Source organism: Chryseobacterium panacisoli, assembly GCF_008274625.1.
Taxonomy (GTDB): Bacteria; Bacteroidota; Bacteroidia; order Flavobacteriales; family Weeksellaceae; genus Chryseobacterium; species Chryseobacterium panacisoli.
In genome coordinates, this window is the sequence record NZ_VTRU01000001.1 from 619,852 (window position 1) to 638,279 (window position 18,428).

At 36.3% G+C, this 18,428-nt stretch carries 15 protein-coding genes; 8 read left to right on the forward strand and 7 right to left on the reverse strand.

Translation table 11 applies throughout. The features are described from left to right. Nucleotides 1-2 precede the first annotated feature (2 nt). The 6 genes from yaaA to FW781_RS02990 all read left to right on the forward strand — a co-directional run bounded on the left by yaaA (nt 3) and on the right by FW781_RS02990 (nt 5,693). Entirely contained in the window at nt 3-761 is a 759-nt protein-coding gene (gene yaaA, locus FW781_RS02965) for a peroxide stress protein YaaA (RefSeq protein ID WP_149386039.1), read from the forward strand. Further along, nucleotides 762-1,610, forward strand: coding sequence for a peptide chain release factor N(5)-glutamine methyltransferase (gene prmC, locus FW781_RS02970; protein ID WP_149386040.1), 849 nt, complete (start codon nt 762-764; stop codon nt 1,608-1,610). Between the two features lie 27 nt (nt 1,611-1,637). After that, nucleotides 1,638-2,660 carry a serine hydrolase domain-containing protein gene (locus FW781_RS02975; RefSeq protein ID WP_149386041.1) on the forward strand — a complete coding sequence of 341 codons (1,023 nt, stop codon included), beginning with the start codon at nt 1,638-1,640 and terminating at the stop codon, nt 2,658-2,660. 5 nt (nt 2,661-2,665) lie between these two features. Further along, entirely contained in the window at nt 2,666-3,025 is a 360-nt protein-coding gene (locus tag FW781_RS02980; protein WP_149386042.1) for a DUF4180 domain-containing protein, read from the forward strand. A 546-nt stretch (nt 3,026-3,571) separates the two neighbouring features. Then, a complete protein-coding gene (locus FW781_RS02985) occupies nt 3,572-4,144 on the forward strand; it encodes a hypothetical protein (RefSeq protein WP_149386043.1) in 573 nt (190 codons plus the stop codon). 7 nt (nt 4,145-4,151) lie between these two features. After that, nucleotides 4,152-5,693, forward strand: a complete 1,542-nt coding sequence (locus tag FW781_RS02990) for an L-type lectin family protein (protein WP_228720126.1) — start codon at nt 4,152-4,154, stop codon at nt 5,691-5,693. 54 nt (nt 5,694-5,747) lie between these two features. Here the strand turns inward: FW781_RS02990 and FW781_RS02995 are convergent, their stop codons facing one another. The 7 genes from FW781_RS02995 to FW781_RS03025 form a co-directional block, all read right to left on the reverse strand. Continuing rightward, complete coding sequence (locus FW781_RS02995) at nt 5,748-6,719, reverse strand: NAD-dependent epimerase/dehydratase family protein (RefSeq protein ID WP_149386044.1); 972 nt, start codon at nt 6,717-6,719, stop codon at nt 5,748-5,750. Then, entirely contained in the window at nt 6,716-7,501 is a 786-nt protein-coding gene (locus tag FW781_RS03000) for an SDR family NAD(P)-dependent oxidoreductase (protein ID WP_149386045.1), read from the reverse strand. The genes FW781_RS02995 and FW781_RS03000 overlap by 4 nt, the downstream gene beginning before the upstream one ends. A gap of 159 nt (nt 7,502-7,660) precedes the next feature. Further along, nucleotides 7,661-8,749, reverse strand: a complete 1,089-nt coding sequence (locus FW781_RS03005; protein WP_149386046.1) for a helix-turn-helix domain-containing protein — start codon at nt 8,747-8,749, stop codon at nt 7,661-7,663. A 31-nt stretch (nt 8,750-8,780) separates the two neighbouring features. Further along, complete coding sequence (locus FW781_RS03010; protein ID WP_077416750.1) at nt 8,781-9,422, reverse strand: rhomboid family intramembrane serine protease; 642 nt, start codon at nt 9,420-9,422, stop codon at nt 8,781-8,783. Nucleotides 9,423-9,463: 41 nt separating this feature from the next. Then, the gene (locus FW781_RS03015) at nt 9,464-12,055 is read right to left on the reverse strand and encodes a DNA gyrase/topoisomerase IV subunit A (protein ID WP_149386047.1); all 2,592 of its coding nucleotides are present in this window, start codon (nt 12,053-12,055) and stop codon (nt 9,464-9,466) included. Continuing rightward, entirely contained in the window at nt 12,030-12,539 is a 510-nt protein-coding gene (locus FW781_RS03020) for a hypothetical protein (RefSeq protein ID WP_149386048.1), read from the reverse strand. The genes FW781_RS03015 and FW781_RS03020 overlap by 26 nt, the downstream gene beginning before the upstream one ends. 100 nt (nt 12,540-12,639) lie before the next feature. After that, nucleotides 12,640-14,526, reverse strand: a complete 1,887-nt coding sequence (locus FW781_RS03025) for a DNA topoisomerase IV subunit B (RefSeq protein WP_149386049.1) — start codon at nt 14,524-14,526, stop codon at nt 12,640-12,642. A gap of 218 nt (nt 14,527-14,744) precedes the next feature. Here FW781_RS03025 and FW781_RS03030 point away from each other — a divergent pair, with 218 nt between their 5' ends. Then, on the forward strand, nt 14,745-17,603 hold the full coding sequence (locus FW781_RS03030; RefSeq protein ID WP_149386050.1) for a sensor histidine kinase: 2,859 nt from the start codon (nt 14,745-14,747) through the stop codon (nt 17,601-17,603). Then, nucleotides 17,572-18,297: a LytR/AlgR family response regulator transcription factor gene (locus FW781_RS03035; RefSeq protein ID WP_149386051.1), complete on the forward strand. Its 726-nt coding sequence runs from the start codon at nt 17,572-17,574 to the stop codon at nt 18,295-18,297. The genes FW781_RS03030 and FW781_RS03035 overlap by 32 nt, the downstream gene beginning before the upstream one ends. Nucleotides 18,298-18,428: the final 131 nt, after the last annotated feature.

The window sequence follows — 18,428 nt, forward strand, 5'->3', positions numbered from 1 at the left end:
TTATGAAAATTATAACATCTCCTGCAAAATTAATGAACGTAGATAACTCAACGGACCTGTTGAAGTCTTCTACCCCCAGATTCATTGAAGAAGCAGCATTTATACAGTCTTATTTAAAAGAAAAATCTCCGAAATATCTTTCCGAGCTGATGGAAATATCATCCAAACTGGCTGATGAAAACTGGGAAAGAAATCAAAAATGGAAACCCAAACCTACTGCTAAAGAATCTGCTCCGGCTATGTTTGCTTTTACAGGAGAAGTTTACAGAGGACTGGATGCCAAAACCCTGGATAAAAATGCGGTAGACTACCTGCAGAAAAACTACAGAATGCTTTCCGGGCTTTATGGTCTGCTGAAACCTTCTGATAAAGTAATGCTTTACAGGCTGGAAATGGGACGTCCTTTTGAGTTTGATCAATACAAAAACCTGTATGGATTCTGGAGAGAAAAGATTACAGAACAACTGAATTCTGAGATGAAAAAAGGAGAAATACTTCTTCACCTTGCCAGCAATGAATATGGAAAAGTAATCGACAGAAAAAAGCTGAATCATAAAGTGATCGATTTTGATTTTTACGAATTAAAAGAAGGAAAACTGAAAACTATCGTTGTATACACCAAGCATGCAAGAGGCCTTGTGGTAAGATTTTGTGCTGAAACTAACGCTAAAACCCTGGAAGATGTAAAAGCATTCAACTATGAGGGGTACAGAATTGATGAAGAGAAGTCTACAGATACTAAACTGGTTTTTACAAGATAAATGACGATTTCAGCATTTAAAAAATATTTCAAAACAGAACTTTCCGGTCTTTACACTGAATCGGAAAGTATTTTTTTATCTTCCCTATTCATCCATCAGATCGTAGGTTTTGATCATTTCCAGCAAAGAAGATTTTCTGAGCAGGAACTTCTGACAGATGATGAAGAAAAACTTGGTCACCTGGTTTCAGAACTTAAAACAGGAAGACCTTATCAACAGATTCTCGGAGAAACTGAGTTTTATGGGATGAAGTTCTTTGTGGATGAAAACGTACTCATTCCCCGCCCTGAAACAGAAGAGCTGCTGGAAATTGCGATCAGAGAGATTCAACGTTTAAAGCTTAATATTCCGAGATTAAAGATTCTGGATATAGGAACCGGCAGTGGAGTGATTCCTCTGGTTTTAAAGAAACATTTTCCTGAAGCTATAGTTTCATCGATAGATTTTTCTGAAAAAGCACTGGAGACTGCCCGAAAAAATGCAGATTATCATCAATTGGAAATACAATTCATTCATGCTGATTATCTCCATTTTGAGCCAATTGAAAGCTTTGATATTATTATTTCAAATCCGCCGTATATAGGTATTGAAGAAGAGATTGAAATTGCGGATTCTGTGAAAGAATTTGAGCCTAAAATGGCTCTTTTCTCCCCTACTTCCGATGCTCTGATCTTTTACAAAAAAATAGCAGAAGATGCTAAGAAGCATCTGAATGAGGACGGGCTTTTGTTTTTAGAAATCAATCAGAAATTAGGTCCGGAAACCTTGGAACTCTATCAATATTTCTCTAACGCTCAATTATTGAAGGATTTATCTGAAAATGACAGGTTCATTTATGGAAGAAAATAAGTAATTTTGCTTCCAGACCCTTAACCTATGAAAACTTTGATATGGAATACCTTCATTGGTATTTCCCTGATTCTGTCGTTAACATCCTGCAAACAGCATCCTCAGGATGTTGTGAATGAATATTATAAGAAAGGAGAATTCAACGGCTCTGTTCTGATTGTGAAAGACGGCAGGATGGTATGTGATACTGCCCTGGGTTTCCGCAATATTGAAAAAAGGCTCCGGTCTGATAAAAATACTTCTTTTTATATTGCCTCTCTCAGCAAGGCTTTTACTGCGGCAGCGATTATGATTTCAGAGCAAAAAGGTTTGTTGAAGCTGGATGATAAGGCTTCTCAGTTCATTGAACTTCCTGAATATGCTGAAAATATCACCATCAGGCAGCTTTTGCACCATACATCGGGAATCAGTGATTATGAGAATTTATTTTCGAAAAAAGGATTAACCAATAAGGAAGTGATTGACTGGCTGTTTAGTCTTAAAAATCTTGATTTCACTCCTGACAGTAAGTTTAAATACAGCAACAGCGGATATATCATTCTTTCTCAGATTATCGAAAAAGTTTCCGGGAAATCTTATGGTACTTTGATCAATGAGCAGATTATGATTCCTTTGAAGATGAACAATACCTATGTGTATGAATCTTCTACAGTGATCCCCAATAAGGCATCAGGATATAATCAGCAAAAGAAACCTGATGATTATTCAATCTTAACAACTGGTGACGGCGGAATTTATTCTACTCCTGAAGATCTGTATAAATTTGATCAGGCCCTACGGAATTATACCTTAATCAGTAAAGAAAATACAGATCTTATGTATACCCCTGCAAAACTAACTGGCGGACAGATTTCAAACTATGGATTTGCCTGGTTTATAGAAGATGAAAAGGGTAGAAAAACCGCAATGCATACAGGCGGTCTGAATGGCTTCAAAGCTTTATTCTGGAGAGATCTGGAACATAACAGCTGTATTATAGCGCTTACCAATCAGGGAGAAGCGTTTCCTTTGGGTAACTTTTTAAATGATATCAAAAAAAATATTCAATAAAGAAGATGATTATTCAATCTCACGAAATTAATACGATAAAAATTGCAGAAGTTATTTCTGATCATATTATTATCCAATCTGTGCAGGATGGACTGGACCTGATGGGAAATGTTTATTATCAAGGTTTTGACAAAGTAATTCTCTATGAAAAAAACATCACTCCTGAATTCTTCGATTTAAAAACAAAAATCGCAGGTGAAATTCTTCAAAAATTCTCAAACTATCGTATCGGACTGGCTATTGTAGGTGATTTCGACAAATACAAAAGCAAGAGTCTGAAGGACTTTATTTTTGAAAGTAACAAAACAAAGCACGTAAACTTTCTGAAATCACTGGAAAATGCGTTAGCTAATTTATCAAAATAAATTCTTTTTCAGCTGATTACGTCCAAAATACATCACTTATTCTATTTTTTTAACATCTACATTTTTTTTGCAAAACAGCATATTTCAAAAAAATATAGTGATTGAATGTTAAAAATAATCTGTTTATTTTACCATATTCGCAAAAAAATTAATTCAATAAGTAATGATTTAATCAACAAACAAAGTTAAATTAAAATTAATCTCATAAAACACACATAATAAGTAGTTTATTCGTATATTTGCAAAAACACAAGGACAATGAATTTTACTATTCTAAAAACTTATATTTTATATAAGGCTACTTAACTCAATTCTCTTTTCGACTCTTTCAGATAAGACATAGATTGTCTCTATGACATATGCTTGTTGTATCTGTTACTTTGGAAACCGATGGTGTCTTCATGCTATATTATGGTATAATTCATTGTTTGGATGAGTTACAGGGTATTATTTTCAAAATAAATTAAGCTGGCAGAAAGTAATTTCATAAAAAAAAACAACACAAAAAAACATACAACACACAGACAAAAAATTATTAAAGACATCATGATTAAAAAATTATTTCTACCAATCGTTTTAGTAAGTTCTTTTTCTTTTGCACAGATAGGGATTAACACATCTACACCTGACGGAAGCGCTATTCTGGATGTTTACAGTCAAAACAAAGGAATGCTGATATCAAGACTTACTACTGCAAAAAGAGACGCTATTTCCAATCCGGCCAACTCGCTTCTTATTTATGATACTGATAAGAAATGTTTAAGCCAGAATATCGGAACACCTACCAAGCCTGATTGGCTATGTATCAGTAGTAATGCTGTAAAAATGTTTTACATGCCTAGTGTTTCTTTTGACACTTCTACCAACGCTACGGGCAGAACAAAAGATTTATATACGTTGTATAAAACCCAGTTCGGGTCTCCAAAAGCGAAGAGCACCAGCGCTCCTGCATCTATTCCTTTTTTCCCATCAAGCAAAGACATTTATTACTATGTGACCGATGCTGATCCTAATGTATTCAGTAATATTTCTATTTCTGATGATGGTTTAATGACCTATGACGTAAAAGCTGCAGCCACAGACTGTTCATTTATTAATATTGTTTTTGTTGTTAAATAACTGAGCTATGATAAGAAATACCTCAATTGTGCAACACAAAATGTTTTTGTTTATTCTTTTCTTATTTATTTTCTCACAAAATATTCAGGCGCAGAATGAACAAGGAACGGGCTATCCGTATTTTGTCAATTTTACACAGGGATTACAGCCTCAGGAAGCTTATAAAGTAGCGACCAGCGGAGTACAGAATGATGCCACCTTTACCACAGATGGATTGCGGCTTACCCGAAGTGTGAATAATATTTCGGGAGGGGTTATACTCGCTGATAAAATATTCAAAAGTGATCAGGGAATCAAATTTGAGTTTGAATTTGCTATCTATGGCGGAAATACGAACGGAGGAGACGGTATTTCTATATTTTTGGTAGATGGATCTATTCCTAAGGAACAGCTTAATCTCGGATACTTTGGTGGAGGATTAGGATATAGTTTTGTACGTGGAGGCGAATCCACAGAAGGACTTAGAGGGGCCTATCTTGGGATAGGACTGGATGAATTCGGGAACTTTAAAACAAGTTTTAACCAAGGTGAAAGAGTCAGAAATGGAATTTTTGGCGTAACATTAGCTGACGGGCGTAGCAATATTTCTTTAAGAGGTAAACGTGGAAACCAGTACCTCTCATCAGCTGAACCTGCGGGATACAATGGCTATCCATTGCTTTACAGTACAGCTACCAATGCTGCTCCTTCCAGTAATAACAGATCTGCTTATCTGGACACTACAACGGGAAAATATATAGGTATTAAAAACACAACTCTTCAGCAATTCAGCATTGAAAGCGGCGGAACAACCTTTCCTCTCAATGAAAATGATGCAAAATTCCGTAAAGCGTATGTCACATTGGTTCCCAATCCTGCTGGCGGTTACAATATAACCCTGGAAATACAGCACGGAACTGTGAAAGAAACAGTAATTGATAATTATTATTATCCAACTTCTCTGAAATATACTGAAACTACAATATCCAACAGTACGGTAAGAACTCTGGATACCTCAGCACCTTCAACTTTCAGAATTGGATTTGCTGCTTCTACAGGAGCGGCTAAAAATATACATTTATTAAGAAACTTAGGCGTTACCAGACCTTATGCTGCAGAAGTAACAGATGATCTGTTTGCAGGATGCCCGGGGATAAAATCAATTTATTATCCTTTGCTGAATGATGCGGCTTATTCTTCAGCAGGTGGTCAAAACCCGCCAACACTTTCATATAATAACCTTGATTTCAATTCGTTTCGTTTTTTGGATAATAATGGAGCTCTGATTCCGAATATAACTGGTGGTGTTTATACTAACAGCCAAGGAACATGGACCTACTTTCCCACTACCGGAGCGCTTTCTTTCAAACCTGCTGTGGGCTTCACAGGAGTTGCCCAGGTACAGTATGATATTAAAGGCGGTGGAAGCAATGGTGCTGAAGCTCCTTATAATAAGGAAGAATACAGATCATTGCCGGCACTGGTACAGGTAAATGTTTCAAGTGCCAATAACTGCAGCAAAGCCTGCGTTATTTCCAACAAAAATGTAACTCAGAAAATAACAAGATAATTTGATACAAACCAGCTTTTAAAAGCTGGTTTTTTATTTTCAACAGAATGAAAATTAGTGTTTTTTATTTTCAATAAAATACTGAACAGCATCTTCGATTGCCTTATCAACCGATTGATATTGAACACTTAACTCTTTTATTGATTTCTGATTAGAATAATAGTTACAGATCTGCAGAGCCTTCATATTGGAGCTACTGAGATTTGTTTTTACATTTAATTTTCTCAGTCCGTCGCCTATTAATCCAAGGAAACTCAAAGCCCTGTTCGGAATGGCTATCATGATTGGATTCTGATTGGTAATCCTGTTTACTTTCTCAAAAAATTCTTTATAGCTCAAATTTTCATTGGCTAGGAGATATTTTTCATCAGTCTTTCCGTATTCAACAGCATTTAAAATTCCGTTGGCAGCATCTTCCACATGTACAAAGTTCTTCCCTCCTTTCGGATAAAAAACCAACTTCTTTTTCCAGGTCCAAAAGATGATTTTCCCGGAACTCGGTTTACTGTCATAGGCTCCGATCATAAAAGTTGGGTTAACGATAATAATGTCTGTATTGTTACAGTTCTTTAAAAGATAATCTTCAGCTTCCAGCTTACTTTGGGCATACAGTGAATGGGTAAAGGGGTATAGCTGCGGAGCCTTTTCATTTCCCCGGAAAGCCGTATTTCCATACCCTAAGGTATTTGCCGTGCTTACGAACAAAAACTTTTTTACACCTGCTGATTCTGCACAGGTAAACAGATTTACAGTTGTTTCATAATTCACTTTTCTGTATTCTTCATAACGTATAAGATTCTGACGTGTCTCTGCAGCGATATGAATGATACAGTCAACATCTTTGAGTAACAATGAAAGATCGGATGAAAGATCTGCTTCCATCAGCTTTAGATTTTCGTTTTCTTCGCCCAGCCAGCCACTTTTCTTACGCACCAGAGCAATAACAGAATAACCATTTTGTAATAATTTAATAATAACATTAGTTCCCAGAAGTCCTGTTGCTCCGGTTACACATACTTTTTTCATGCTTCAATTTCTCTTTTTATAGCCTGGGTCATCAGTGGAAGTTTGATCCATATGGGTAAAATTCTCATCATCAGCCAGCTGATAGGGTTCACCATAATTACGGAATCTTTTTTAAACAGCTGACGAATACAGTATGATGCTACTTTATCAGGATTTAAAAGGGTCAGTCTTCCTATGAAACCTTGCTTTTCTATTCTTTTACAGACATCCGTATTGGTTTTCATGGCACCTGGATTCACCACACTTACAAAGACATTGGTATCTTTCAATTCTTCATGCAGCCCTCTGGAAAATGAATGGATAAAGCTTTTGGAAGCAGGATATACGGTTTTAAAACCTATGGGAGAAAAGGCGGCCATACTGGATACATTCAAAATATAGGCTTTGGGCTGTTTTAAAAGATTGGGGAGCAACTGGTGCGTAATCAGAGAAGTTGCTGTTACATTGACCTGCAGAATGGTATTGATATAATCCGGAGAGGCTTCTGTGAATTTTTTAGTTCCTCCAAGTCCTGCATTGTTGATCAGGATATGAATATCAAAAGAACGGTTAAGCCATTCTGTAAGCTTCATGACATTATCATTGACAGAAAGATCTGTTTCGTAGTAATGAACTTTTACATCATACAATTTTTCCAACTCTCGGGACAACTCTTTAAGATTCTGATCCGGAAGGCTTACAAGAATGACATTGATCTTTTTCCTGGCCAGATTTTCAGCAAATGATTTGCCCAGTCCCTGACTAGCTCCTGTGACTACAGCATATGATTCTTTGGTATCCATACGTTTACATTTTATGGTACAAAGCTATCATGAAACACATCCTTACATGTTCCGGATTATCTGAACGAACTGATTTTCGAGAAATAAAAACAAAATGATTAAATACTTAATAATCAATAAATTAAACCAAAACAAAAGTAAAACTTTATAAATCGGAACTTATTTTTTGAATTCAGAGGGGGTCTGTCCCGTCACTTTTTTAAAAGTTGTATTAAAAGAAGTTTTGGAATTGAATCCGGATTCGTAAGCAATTCCCAGGATTGATAATTTACTATTTGATTCCTTCAGAAGCTTTTGGGCATATTCTACTCTGAATTCATTTACATATTGGAAGAAATTCTTTCCAAAACCCGTATTGATGACATACGACAGATGATGAGTAGAAACGGACAGCATTTCGGCCAGCCTGATCAGATTAAGTTCACTGTCAAGATAAGGTTTCTGTATTTCCATAAGTCTTTCAAGTGAGGTTTTGATCTTTACCAATTCTTCATCAGAGATTAGTTTTCTCTTTATCTCCTCAGAATCGGAATCTTCATTGATAGAGATCAGTTCTTCTCTCTGCTTTTCTTCTAAAGGATAGATTTCCCTTTGTTTCAGAGAATAATACCCCACCCAGTAGATCACAAGTAAAAAAACAGTATTGATAAAGAAATTCAGTGATTTGGGATCATAGAAAAGATTATATATCACATAAATGATATTCACAATAAGAAGTACCAGAATGATATATTCAAGCCAATTCAGATTGATTCCTTCAGTATTGGAAGAAAACTGCTGAATCTTGCGCTGGTGTTTTCTGATGGTAATATAAGAAAGTCCGGTGTAAAACAGTGCCTGAATCAGGATCAGAATAACACTCAGATATTCAAACGGTGATTCATAACCGAGTTTTACTAAGATAAGACACAACAGGAAGGCTGCCGGAAGTAACAGAAATCTAACATCTCTGATTTTGAAAGTAAAAGAGGGATTGGTAAAGAACAATACACTCAAGTAAAAAACAATCGGGGTGAAAAACTGAATACATCTGACGAAAAAGAGAGAATGAAACTCAACCACCACACCTGTGATGAGAAACAAAACCTCATCCAGCCAGAAGGTAGACCACAGAAAAAGAAATATTCCAAACCAGAAATTGGCTTTACGGTTTACTTTCAGAGGATTGGCCAGCTTCAGCAGAGAAAGCAAAACCAATGAACCATAGATAAGTATCACGATGAAACTGTTTAACTCTGATGTGTTCATTGGTTTTGATATTTTAAGCAAAAATAGTCTTTTATCCTATTCGCTTCCTTACAAAAATTTCATATCCAAGGTAAATTAACGGAAGCGACATGATTCCTAAGAAAAGGATATTGCTCATGGCCAGCTGCGGATGCATTACAATAGAGTAAACGAGTCCGAAAAAAGCTCCTCCAAGGTGAGCGGCATGGCCAAGATTATCCCATTGTTTAGGATTCAGCATCATGTATACAGAATATCCGAAATATAATGTTCCAAATAACCATCCCGGTAAGAAATTGACACTGATCTCATTCGGTGCCATGGCTATGGATGCAAAAATAATTCCCGAAACCGCTCCTGATGCTCCAATAGCAGAATACCAAGGCTGGTTTTTATAAATCTGTAAACTGAATAGATTTCCTAAAATCATTGATCCAAAATAAAGAATCAAAAATCCTGTTTCTCCAAAGAAACTAATGACTACTCCCTGGAAAAAATACAGGGAAAGCATATTAAAAAATAAGTGCATAAAGTCTGCATGCAAAAATGCAGAACTGATCAGCCTTATATATTCTTTACGGTTTGCAATGGCTCCAACATTGAATTTATATTTTTCAAATAATGCTGTATTGTTGAATCCCATGTAACTAAAAATACATGTGGCCGCCATGATAATTAAAACAACTATATTCATCGTATGTTTCTTATGTTATAATTAAACAGACACTGTATGGTCTATTCATTTTCGCTATTCCCGTCACCCTGAAACAGATCTCCTATAATTCCTCCGTCCTCATCAGTATCTCCTGTGGGTTCAGGATCTTCATAAACTTCCGGTTCTTCTTCTACAGGTTCAGGAATGGTAATATTGATTGCTTTTACTTTGAATTTTGTAAACTGATTTCCGATTGCCTTTATTCCTTTTACGGCAATAAATTCATCAATATTTATTATTTCAGCTTCACGTTCTTTCCCTTTATCTTTCGCAAAAATGATTTCTGCAGTCACGTCATTGGCAACGATTACATTTTCAATGAATGATTTCGGGTGTTCAGAAGGCATAAAAGTCTGTACGTTTACCGTATTTTCAAGTAAAAATCTCTTGATGAAGTAAATGTCTTTTTCTCCATCATAATAAATACAGGTAATAGGCTGTGTCGGTCTCCATTTTTCCAAAACCAGATATTCATCATCAAAACGGTTACCCAAATCAAAAGACACCAGTTTTACTTCTCCGTTTGTGTTAATGGTCAAAATTTTGTCATCTCCTTTGAAGCTTCCCAGTAATGTTCCTCTTACATCGGCATTCAGTCTTCTTACCGTATCGTCAAACCAGATCTTTCTGGGTGCCAGAGTAGAAACTCCTTCTTCCTTCATATCTACTTTTTTTACCGCATACTTTGTCACCAGATTTCCTTTGGAATCACGTCCTTTGATGGCAAGTTCGGAGAAATTGATCTCCATTTTGTTCTTTCTGATTCTAGGATTTGGTTTTAAAAGTACTGTTACTGTTTCTGCTTCACCATTGGGGTTTGCTGAAAAATAGAGTGTTTCCGAACCTTTTTTATCTGAAGCTAACGGATAATCTGTATTTCTTGTTACTCCGGTTACAGAGAAACGTTTCATATAATATGGTCCTTCCCTTCCCTCGCGGTAGATCATATTATACACTGTTCTTTTATCATTTTTCTTCCATATGGCAACGTGGAGGATATCTTTCCCGACAAATGTTTTCGCCTCTACTTTTACCACTTTCATGCTTCCGTCTTTTCTGAAAATGATGATATCATCAATGTCAGAGCAATCGAACAGATACTGGTCTTTCTTCAGGGATGTTCCGATAAAGCCTTCTTCAAAATTGGCATAGAACTTTTCATTAGCCACTGCAACTTTTGTAGCATCAATGGTATCAAAAATTCTAAGCTCTGTCTTTCTCTGTCTGTCTTTACCGTACTTTTTCTGAATATTTAAATAATAATCGATAGCATAAGCGATCAGGTTGGCCAGGTGGTATTTCACCTGTTCTATTTTACCTTCCAGTGATGCAATATTTTCTTTAAATTTATCTAAATCGAATCTTGAAATTCTCTTGATTCTGATTTCGGTCAGTTTTAAAATATCCTCTTCAGTAACGGCTCTTAAAAGATGTTTGGTATGTGGTTTTAATCCTGCATCAATGGTCTTTAATACATCTTCCCAGGTTTTCACCTCTTCGATATCGTGATAGATCCTATTTTCAATAAAAATTCTTTCCAGTGAAGAGAAATGCCAGCTTTCCTGAAGTTCGTGAAGTTCAATTTCAAGTTCCTTCTTCAATAATGACACGGTATGGTCCGTATTCATTTTCAGAATATCGGAAACATTCATGAACATAGGTTTGTCGCCTACAATCACACAGGCATTCGGAGAAATTGTTACCTGACAGTCTGTGAATGCATACAGGGCGTCAATGGTCTTATCCGGAGAAACGTCATTATGAATATGGATCAGGATTTCTACTTTATCTGAAGTATTATCCTCAATCTTTTTAATTTTGATCTTCCCTTTCTCGTTGGCCTTTAAGATAGAATCAATAAGATCAGTTGTTGTTTTCGAGTAAGGAAGTTCGGAAATCACCAAAGTGTGCTTATCCGTTTGGGTAATTTTGGCTCTGGCTCTTACTTTCCCTCCTCTGTGGCCGTCATTATATTCTGAAACATCCAGATAACCGGCTGTTAAAAAGTCCGGATACAGCTCAAATCTCTTCCCTTTCAGATAAGCTACCGATGCATTGATAAGCTCATTGAAGTTATGTGGAAGTATTTTTGTGGAAAGTCCTACCCCAATACCTTCTACTCCCTGTGCAAGAAGCAAAGGAAATTTTACCGGCAAGTCGATAGGTTCATTATTTCTTCCGTCGTAAGATTTCGTCCATTCTGTAGTTTTAGGGTTAAAAACTACTTCCAGGGCAAAAGGAGTCAGCCTTGCTTCAATATATCTTGCAGCAGCTGCAGAATCTCCTGTATAAATATTTCCCCAGTTTCCCTGGGTATCTATCAGCAGCTCTTTCTGTCCTACCTGTACCATGGCATCTGTAATGGAAGCATCTCCGTGTGGGTGGTATTTCATGGTATTTCCCACGATGTTCGCCACTTTATTGTAACGGCCGTCTTCCAGTTCCCGCATAGAGTGCATAATTCTTCGCTGTACGGGTTTTAAACCGTCATACACCGAAGGGATAGCTCTGTCCAAAATTACATAGGAAGCATAATCCAGAAACCAGTCTTTATACAGACCGGAAACCTTCTTTAAACTTTCACCCTCATGCGAATATTCTTCTGTCGTCATCTGCTTTTTTGTCTTTTTTCTCTTTATTAGCTTTTACTACTTTGTTCAGAGAGAGTTTTAAATCGTTTACTTCTTTTCTGTTCAAATAAGAGATCTGATACTTCAGTATAGTCGATCCATTGTTCTTACTTGAAACAGTGATGTATAATCTTTTGATAAATAAAATACTGACTACATCATATTTTAACAGCTTGTATTTTGGAAATTCATCGTGAAGAGGCTTATCTAAAAAAGGAATAATATTCCTGTTTTTAAAATTCAGGGCTTCTCCATCGCTGTCATATTCAAAAATCTGCCGTCCGCAAATATAAAAGATAATCAGCATCATAATAGGAACAATAATCAGTAAATAACTTTCATCATCCAGCGCATTAAATCTATATTTATTAGCTATAAATAGAATTATTCCAAGTACCATTATCATAAGAAGAACGGTGCTTAAAAAGTTATAAACTGATGCTTTATTACGGTTACTTAGTCTCATTTGATTTTTTTGTTGTAAGTTTCCTAATTTCTTACTTCAAAATGTGTTTTTTTACCCCTCTGCATTGTTCTCAAGGATAATTTTAATATTTAATTTTTTTCTAGTTTTCTACTTCATCCAGAATTTCTTTTTTAGCAATATCAGTATCATCTTCCACAACAAGGTTTTCAAGAATGAAAGTTTGTCTGTCCGGAGTATTTTTTCCCATATAAAACTCCAGAAGCTGTTCAATGGTTTGGTCTTTCCCTAACACTACAGGTTCCAATCTGATATCCTGACCTATAAAATGCTTGAATTCATCCGGAGAAATTTCTCCTAATCCCTTAAATCGTGTGATTTCAGGATTTTTCCCCAGATCATTCAATGCTTTTACTCTTTCGGCTTCTGAATAACAGTATCTTGTTTCTTTCTTGTTTCTTACCCTGAATAAAGGAGTCTGAAGAATGTACAGGTGTCCGTTTTTAATCAGATCCGGGAAGAACTGCAGGAAGAAAGTAATCATCAGCAAACGGATGTGCATTCCATCAACATCGGCATCGGTCGCAATAATCACCTGGTTGTATCTCAGGTCTTCCAGACTTTCTTCAATATTTAAAGCAGCCTGAAGAAGGTTAAATTCTTCATTTTCATATACCACCTTCTTGGTAAGACCATAGCAGTTCAATGGCTTACCTTTCAATGAGAATACAGCCTGTGTTTCTACATCTCTGGATTTTGTGATAGATCCTGATGCGGAATCTCCCTCGGTAATGAAGATCTGAGTATCTCCTTTTCTTTCGGCTTTCTGATCGTTATAATGCTGTCTGCAGTCACGAAGTTTTTTGTTGTGCAGAGAAACCTTTTTAGCTCTTTCCCTTGCCAGTTTCTGAATTCCGGAAAGTTCTTTTCTTTCTCTCTCGGAAATCAATATTTTTCGTTGGATGGCTTCCGCAATTTCCGGGTTCCTGTGTAAGAAGTTATCCAGTTTGCTTTTTAGGAAATCAATGATGAAAGTTCTTACGGTAGGTCCGTTCGGACCCATATCATTAGATCCCAGTTTTGTTTTGGTCTGGGACTCAAAAACAGGTTCTTCTACATTGATGGAGATAGCAGCAATGATAGACTTTCTGATATCAGAAGCTTCAAAACTTTTATTAAAAAACTCACGGATCGTCTTCACATAAGCTTCACGGAATGCATTAAGATGAGTACCACCCTGCGTGGTATTCTGTCCGTTTACAAAGGAGAAATAGGTTTCCATCTGAGATTTGTCAGTATGGGTAATTGCCACTTCAATATCATCATCTTTCAAATGAACAATAGGATAAAGTGTTTCACTTTCCAGCTCTTCTTCAAGGAGATCTTTAAGACCGTTTTCAGAGAAATAGGTTTCTCCGTTGAAAAGAATTTTAAGCCCAGGATTCAGGTATGCATAATTCCGGAGCATTCTTTCGATATACTCTTTTCTGTATTTGAAATGCAAGAATATATCACCATCCGGTACGAAGGAAATTTCTGTACCATTTCTGTCAGAAGTCTCTTTTTCTTCAAAGTCTTCTTTGATAAGTCCCTGGGAGAATTCTGCGGCTTTCATCTTCCCGTCACGGAAAGAACGTACCCTGAAATATTCGGAGAGCGCGTTTACCGCTTTGGTACCAACCCCGTTCAATCCTACAGATTTTTTGAACGCCTTACTGTCGTATTTACCTCCGGTATTCATTTTGGAAACAGCATCTACTACTTTTCCCAACGGGATTCCACGTCCAAAGTCACGAATTGTAACTTTGCCGTCATCCACTTTTATTTCGATTCTTTTACCTGATCTCATCCTGAACTCATCAATGGAGTTATCCAGGATTTCTTTAAGCAGAATATAAATACCGTCATCAGCGGAAGATCCGTCACCAAGCTTCCCGATGTACATGCCGGGACGCAGGCGGATATGTTCCTGCCAATCGAGGGTTCTGATATTATCTTCTGAATAGGTTGGATTTATTTCTTGTGACATATATGATTTCAGCAAACATACAAAAGTACAAAATTGTATAAAATTATCCGAATTTTTCAGATTGTTTTTTAAAGATTTCCCCAAAAATATTGCAGTATTATCAATCAAATTATATAATTTTCAAAACTATTCTACTAAATGTGAAAAAAATTATAACATCTTGCCTGTTTCTCTTCATTTTACTGGTTGTTTCATTGTGTAATGCTCAAATTCCCGGAATGGTACATTATAATGAAGCAGACGGGCTCAACAGCTCATATACCTATGGGCTGAATCAGGATGAAAATGGATTCATATATTTGGGAAGTGACAATGGCTTTTTCAGGTTTGACGGAGCAGAATTTAAGCAGTTTGGAAGCAAAAACGGATTAAAGAACATTGAGATTCTCAACTGTTTTCCAATTCCGAACAACGAAATGTTTATTATTTCTTTCCTGAATGATTTTGCCTATCTCAAAAAAGGCAGAATCATCAATTCAGACCGCAATCCGGAACTGAAAAAAATAAAATTCACTTATACTACACTCAGTCACATCAACGGAGATACGGTCTACCTGTATGAGGGAGACAATCCCAAAAACATATTAGTTTACAAAAACGAAAAAATCACAACAATACCTATTTTTATCCACCAAGATGCTTCTGATGATTATTTTACTTTCGGATTGAATATGACAAACGGGAACCTTTATATTTCTGACAGATATAAAAAGAAGAATATTGAAGTATATAATGTTTTCACCCGAAAAAAAACAATCAGCAATATTTCGATTAAAAGAAATACCATGATAACCAGGAAAGGAGATTTTTTCATTTTAAAAAACGAAAAAAAGATTGAAGTATATAAGCTGTACCATGAGTTTCATTTCAAAAAAATTGCTTCCTATACAGCTCATGAGAATATACATCGGCTGGTAATAGATAAAAACTCCCGGATCTGGGCGTGTCTTGAAAATGGTGGACTTCTGTATTTTAGAAATGCTTTCATGAAAGCAGAGGGCTTATCAGACCCTATCGAATTGATGAACCGCTACATTATCAATGATGTACTGGTGGATAAGGATGACAATCTTTGGTTTTCTACCAGAAACAATGGCCTTTTCTTTATTTCGGAGCTGTTTTTCAGAAATTATATTCATTTTCCTGTGAAGAACAACTCATCCCATATCACGGCTATTGCTAAAAACGGAAACAGAATCTATCTCGGCTATAATGAAGCCAAAGGTGGTATTTATCATAACGGAATTATTACTGATATTCATTTGGAAGGAAATTCACAAATGGAAAACAAAGCCATTTTGTCTGATGGAAATACTATCATCTTCGGACTTTCCAAAAATCCGGTCCGGTATAATACGACGACAGGAGAAAAATATGTCCTGAAGGAAAATGTTATTAAAAATGTGGTTCCCTATACTTCAGGATCGGCACTCTTTTGTACCCTGGAAGGTCTTATTGCCTATAATCATCATAAAGGATCTTATAAAAAGCTGATGATGGGCAGCCGGATTTATACCGCATTACCTTATACCCGGGACAGCATCTTTGCCGGAACATTTAAAGACCTCTATAAGCTGAATACTGCTACAAAAAAGAAAAGACTGTTTCTGGAGGGGTACTATTTTACAGACATTAAAAAGCTCAGTGATAATCTGTATGCGGGTGCAACTAATCTTAATGGAATTATTTTGTTTAATAATTCCGGAGTGATCAAAAAAATTACAGAAAGCAAAGGTCTTCCTACAAGACAGATCAAAAAAATAGAAATAGAGAATGAAAAAGTTTTCTGGGCGAGTACCAATTACGGTCTCAGCAGAATTGAGTTTAAAGATAAAAAATTAAAAATCAATAATTTCACCCATATAGACGGGCTTCCTTCCAATGTTGTTGCAGGATGCATCATTTCCGGAGATACCGTTTATGCGGGTACATCAAAGGGCCTGGGAATCCTTTCCATTAAAAGCCTGCTGAACCAGCAGGAACACGTTCATAAAAAAGTCATCATTAATTCGGTAAAGATCGGGAACACGCACTTTTATGATCTTAACAAACCACTGGAAGGTAAAACTCCCGATAACAGTCTGACCTTTAATGTAAGTTTTCCGGATTTCGCTTCACAGGGGAAAATCAGTTATCAATATAAAGTTGAAGGACTAAGCGAAGACTGGCAAACCGGCAGTTCTCCCAATATTACTTTCAACTCTATTCCTCCGGGGAATTATACTTTTAAAATCTTTGGATTGGGCTACAACGGGAAAAAGTCATATATCTCTACAGATCTGCATTTTGAGATCAAACCTGCCTTCTGGCAGACGTGGTGGTTTAAACTGCTCCTTGTCTTCATTGGAGCTGCTGCATTATCCATACTGATCACATTTTATTTTCAGAAAAAGAGAAATAAAAAACTGGAAACTTTATATTATGAAAAGAAAATTGCAGAACTGGAGCTTCAGGCTATAAAAGCACAGATCAATCCCCATTTTATATATAATTGTCTCAATTCCATTCACTTTTTGCTGTATAAAAAAGATTATGATGAAGCAGAAAACTATCTTAACACTTTTTCTGTAATGATCCGGAAAACGCTTCATTATTCCGAAAAAACCTTTATGCCTATAAAAGAAGAAGCAGAATACCTGTCTTTATACCTGAATATGGAAAAACTGCGTCTGAAAGATCTTTTTGATTATAAAATTACCATTTCTGAAAATGTAAATGAAAGCTGGACTGTTCCTTCCCTCCTCATTCAGCCTTTTGTAGAGAATGCTATAAAACATGGTGTAGCGAATCTTCAGGACAGAAAAGGAAACATTGAAGTGCTGTTTCAACATACGGGAACAGCTCTCTGTGTGGTTATTGAAGACAACGGTACAGGTATTGGAAAGAAGCTCCATTCTAATGCAAATTCTTTTGGAGTAAAATTATCTGAAAAAAGAATTGAAACATTCCGACAGCTTTTTGATACTAATATCATATTAGAAATAGCCGATCTTCAGGAGAAGGAAAAAAGACCGGGAACTCAAATCAAACTTTATATTATACCTTATGAAAACCAAAATACAGGCATGCATCATTGATGACGAACAGGATGGAAGAGATTATATTTCCCTGCTGCTGGAGAATGAATTTCCGGAAATAGAGAACACCCACCAGGCAGCCAGTGTAGAGGAAGCCTATATTTATCTTTCCAAAAACTCACCTGACATTCTTTTTCTGGATATTCAGCTGAAAGACGGAACCGCATTTGATCTTCTTTCAAAGTTCAGAGAAGTTGATTCAAAGATTATTTTCATTACAGCTTTTGAAAGTTTTGCAATTCAGGCCATTAAAAACGGAGCTGCTGATTACCTTTTGAAACCTATTAAAAAAATGGAGTTCATCATCGCCGTAAATAAAGTTCTGGAAAGCATCAGAAAAAATAAAAATACGGTAAGTCCTCAAAGTAATAAGATCAGCCTTCCAACACTGCAGGGATTTAAACTCACAGATATCAGTGAGATTATCCGCTGTGAAGCAGATTCCAGCTATACCACATTTTATTTCACAGATAAGACCAAGATTATTGTTTCCAAGACACTCCACGAGTTTGAGGAGCAGCTTTCAAAATATAATTTTTTCAGGATTCATCATAAGCACCTGATCAATCTCTCTCATCTTAAAGAATACATCAAAGGAAAAGGCGGTCAGGTCGTAATGGCAGATCATTCTGTACTGGATGTTTCTGTCCGCAAAAAAAATGATTTCCTCCACAGGATAGGATATCTGGATTAAAAACCTATGCCTGCGCAATCGGAAACCAAACCATCATCCCACTACAATTAAAAGCAACTTACTGACACTTATTAGGATAACCAATACACTTATCAACCGGTAATACCAAACGTTTTGATATCATAATACCT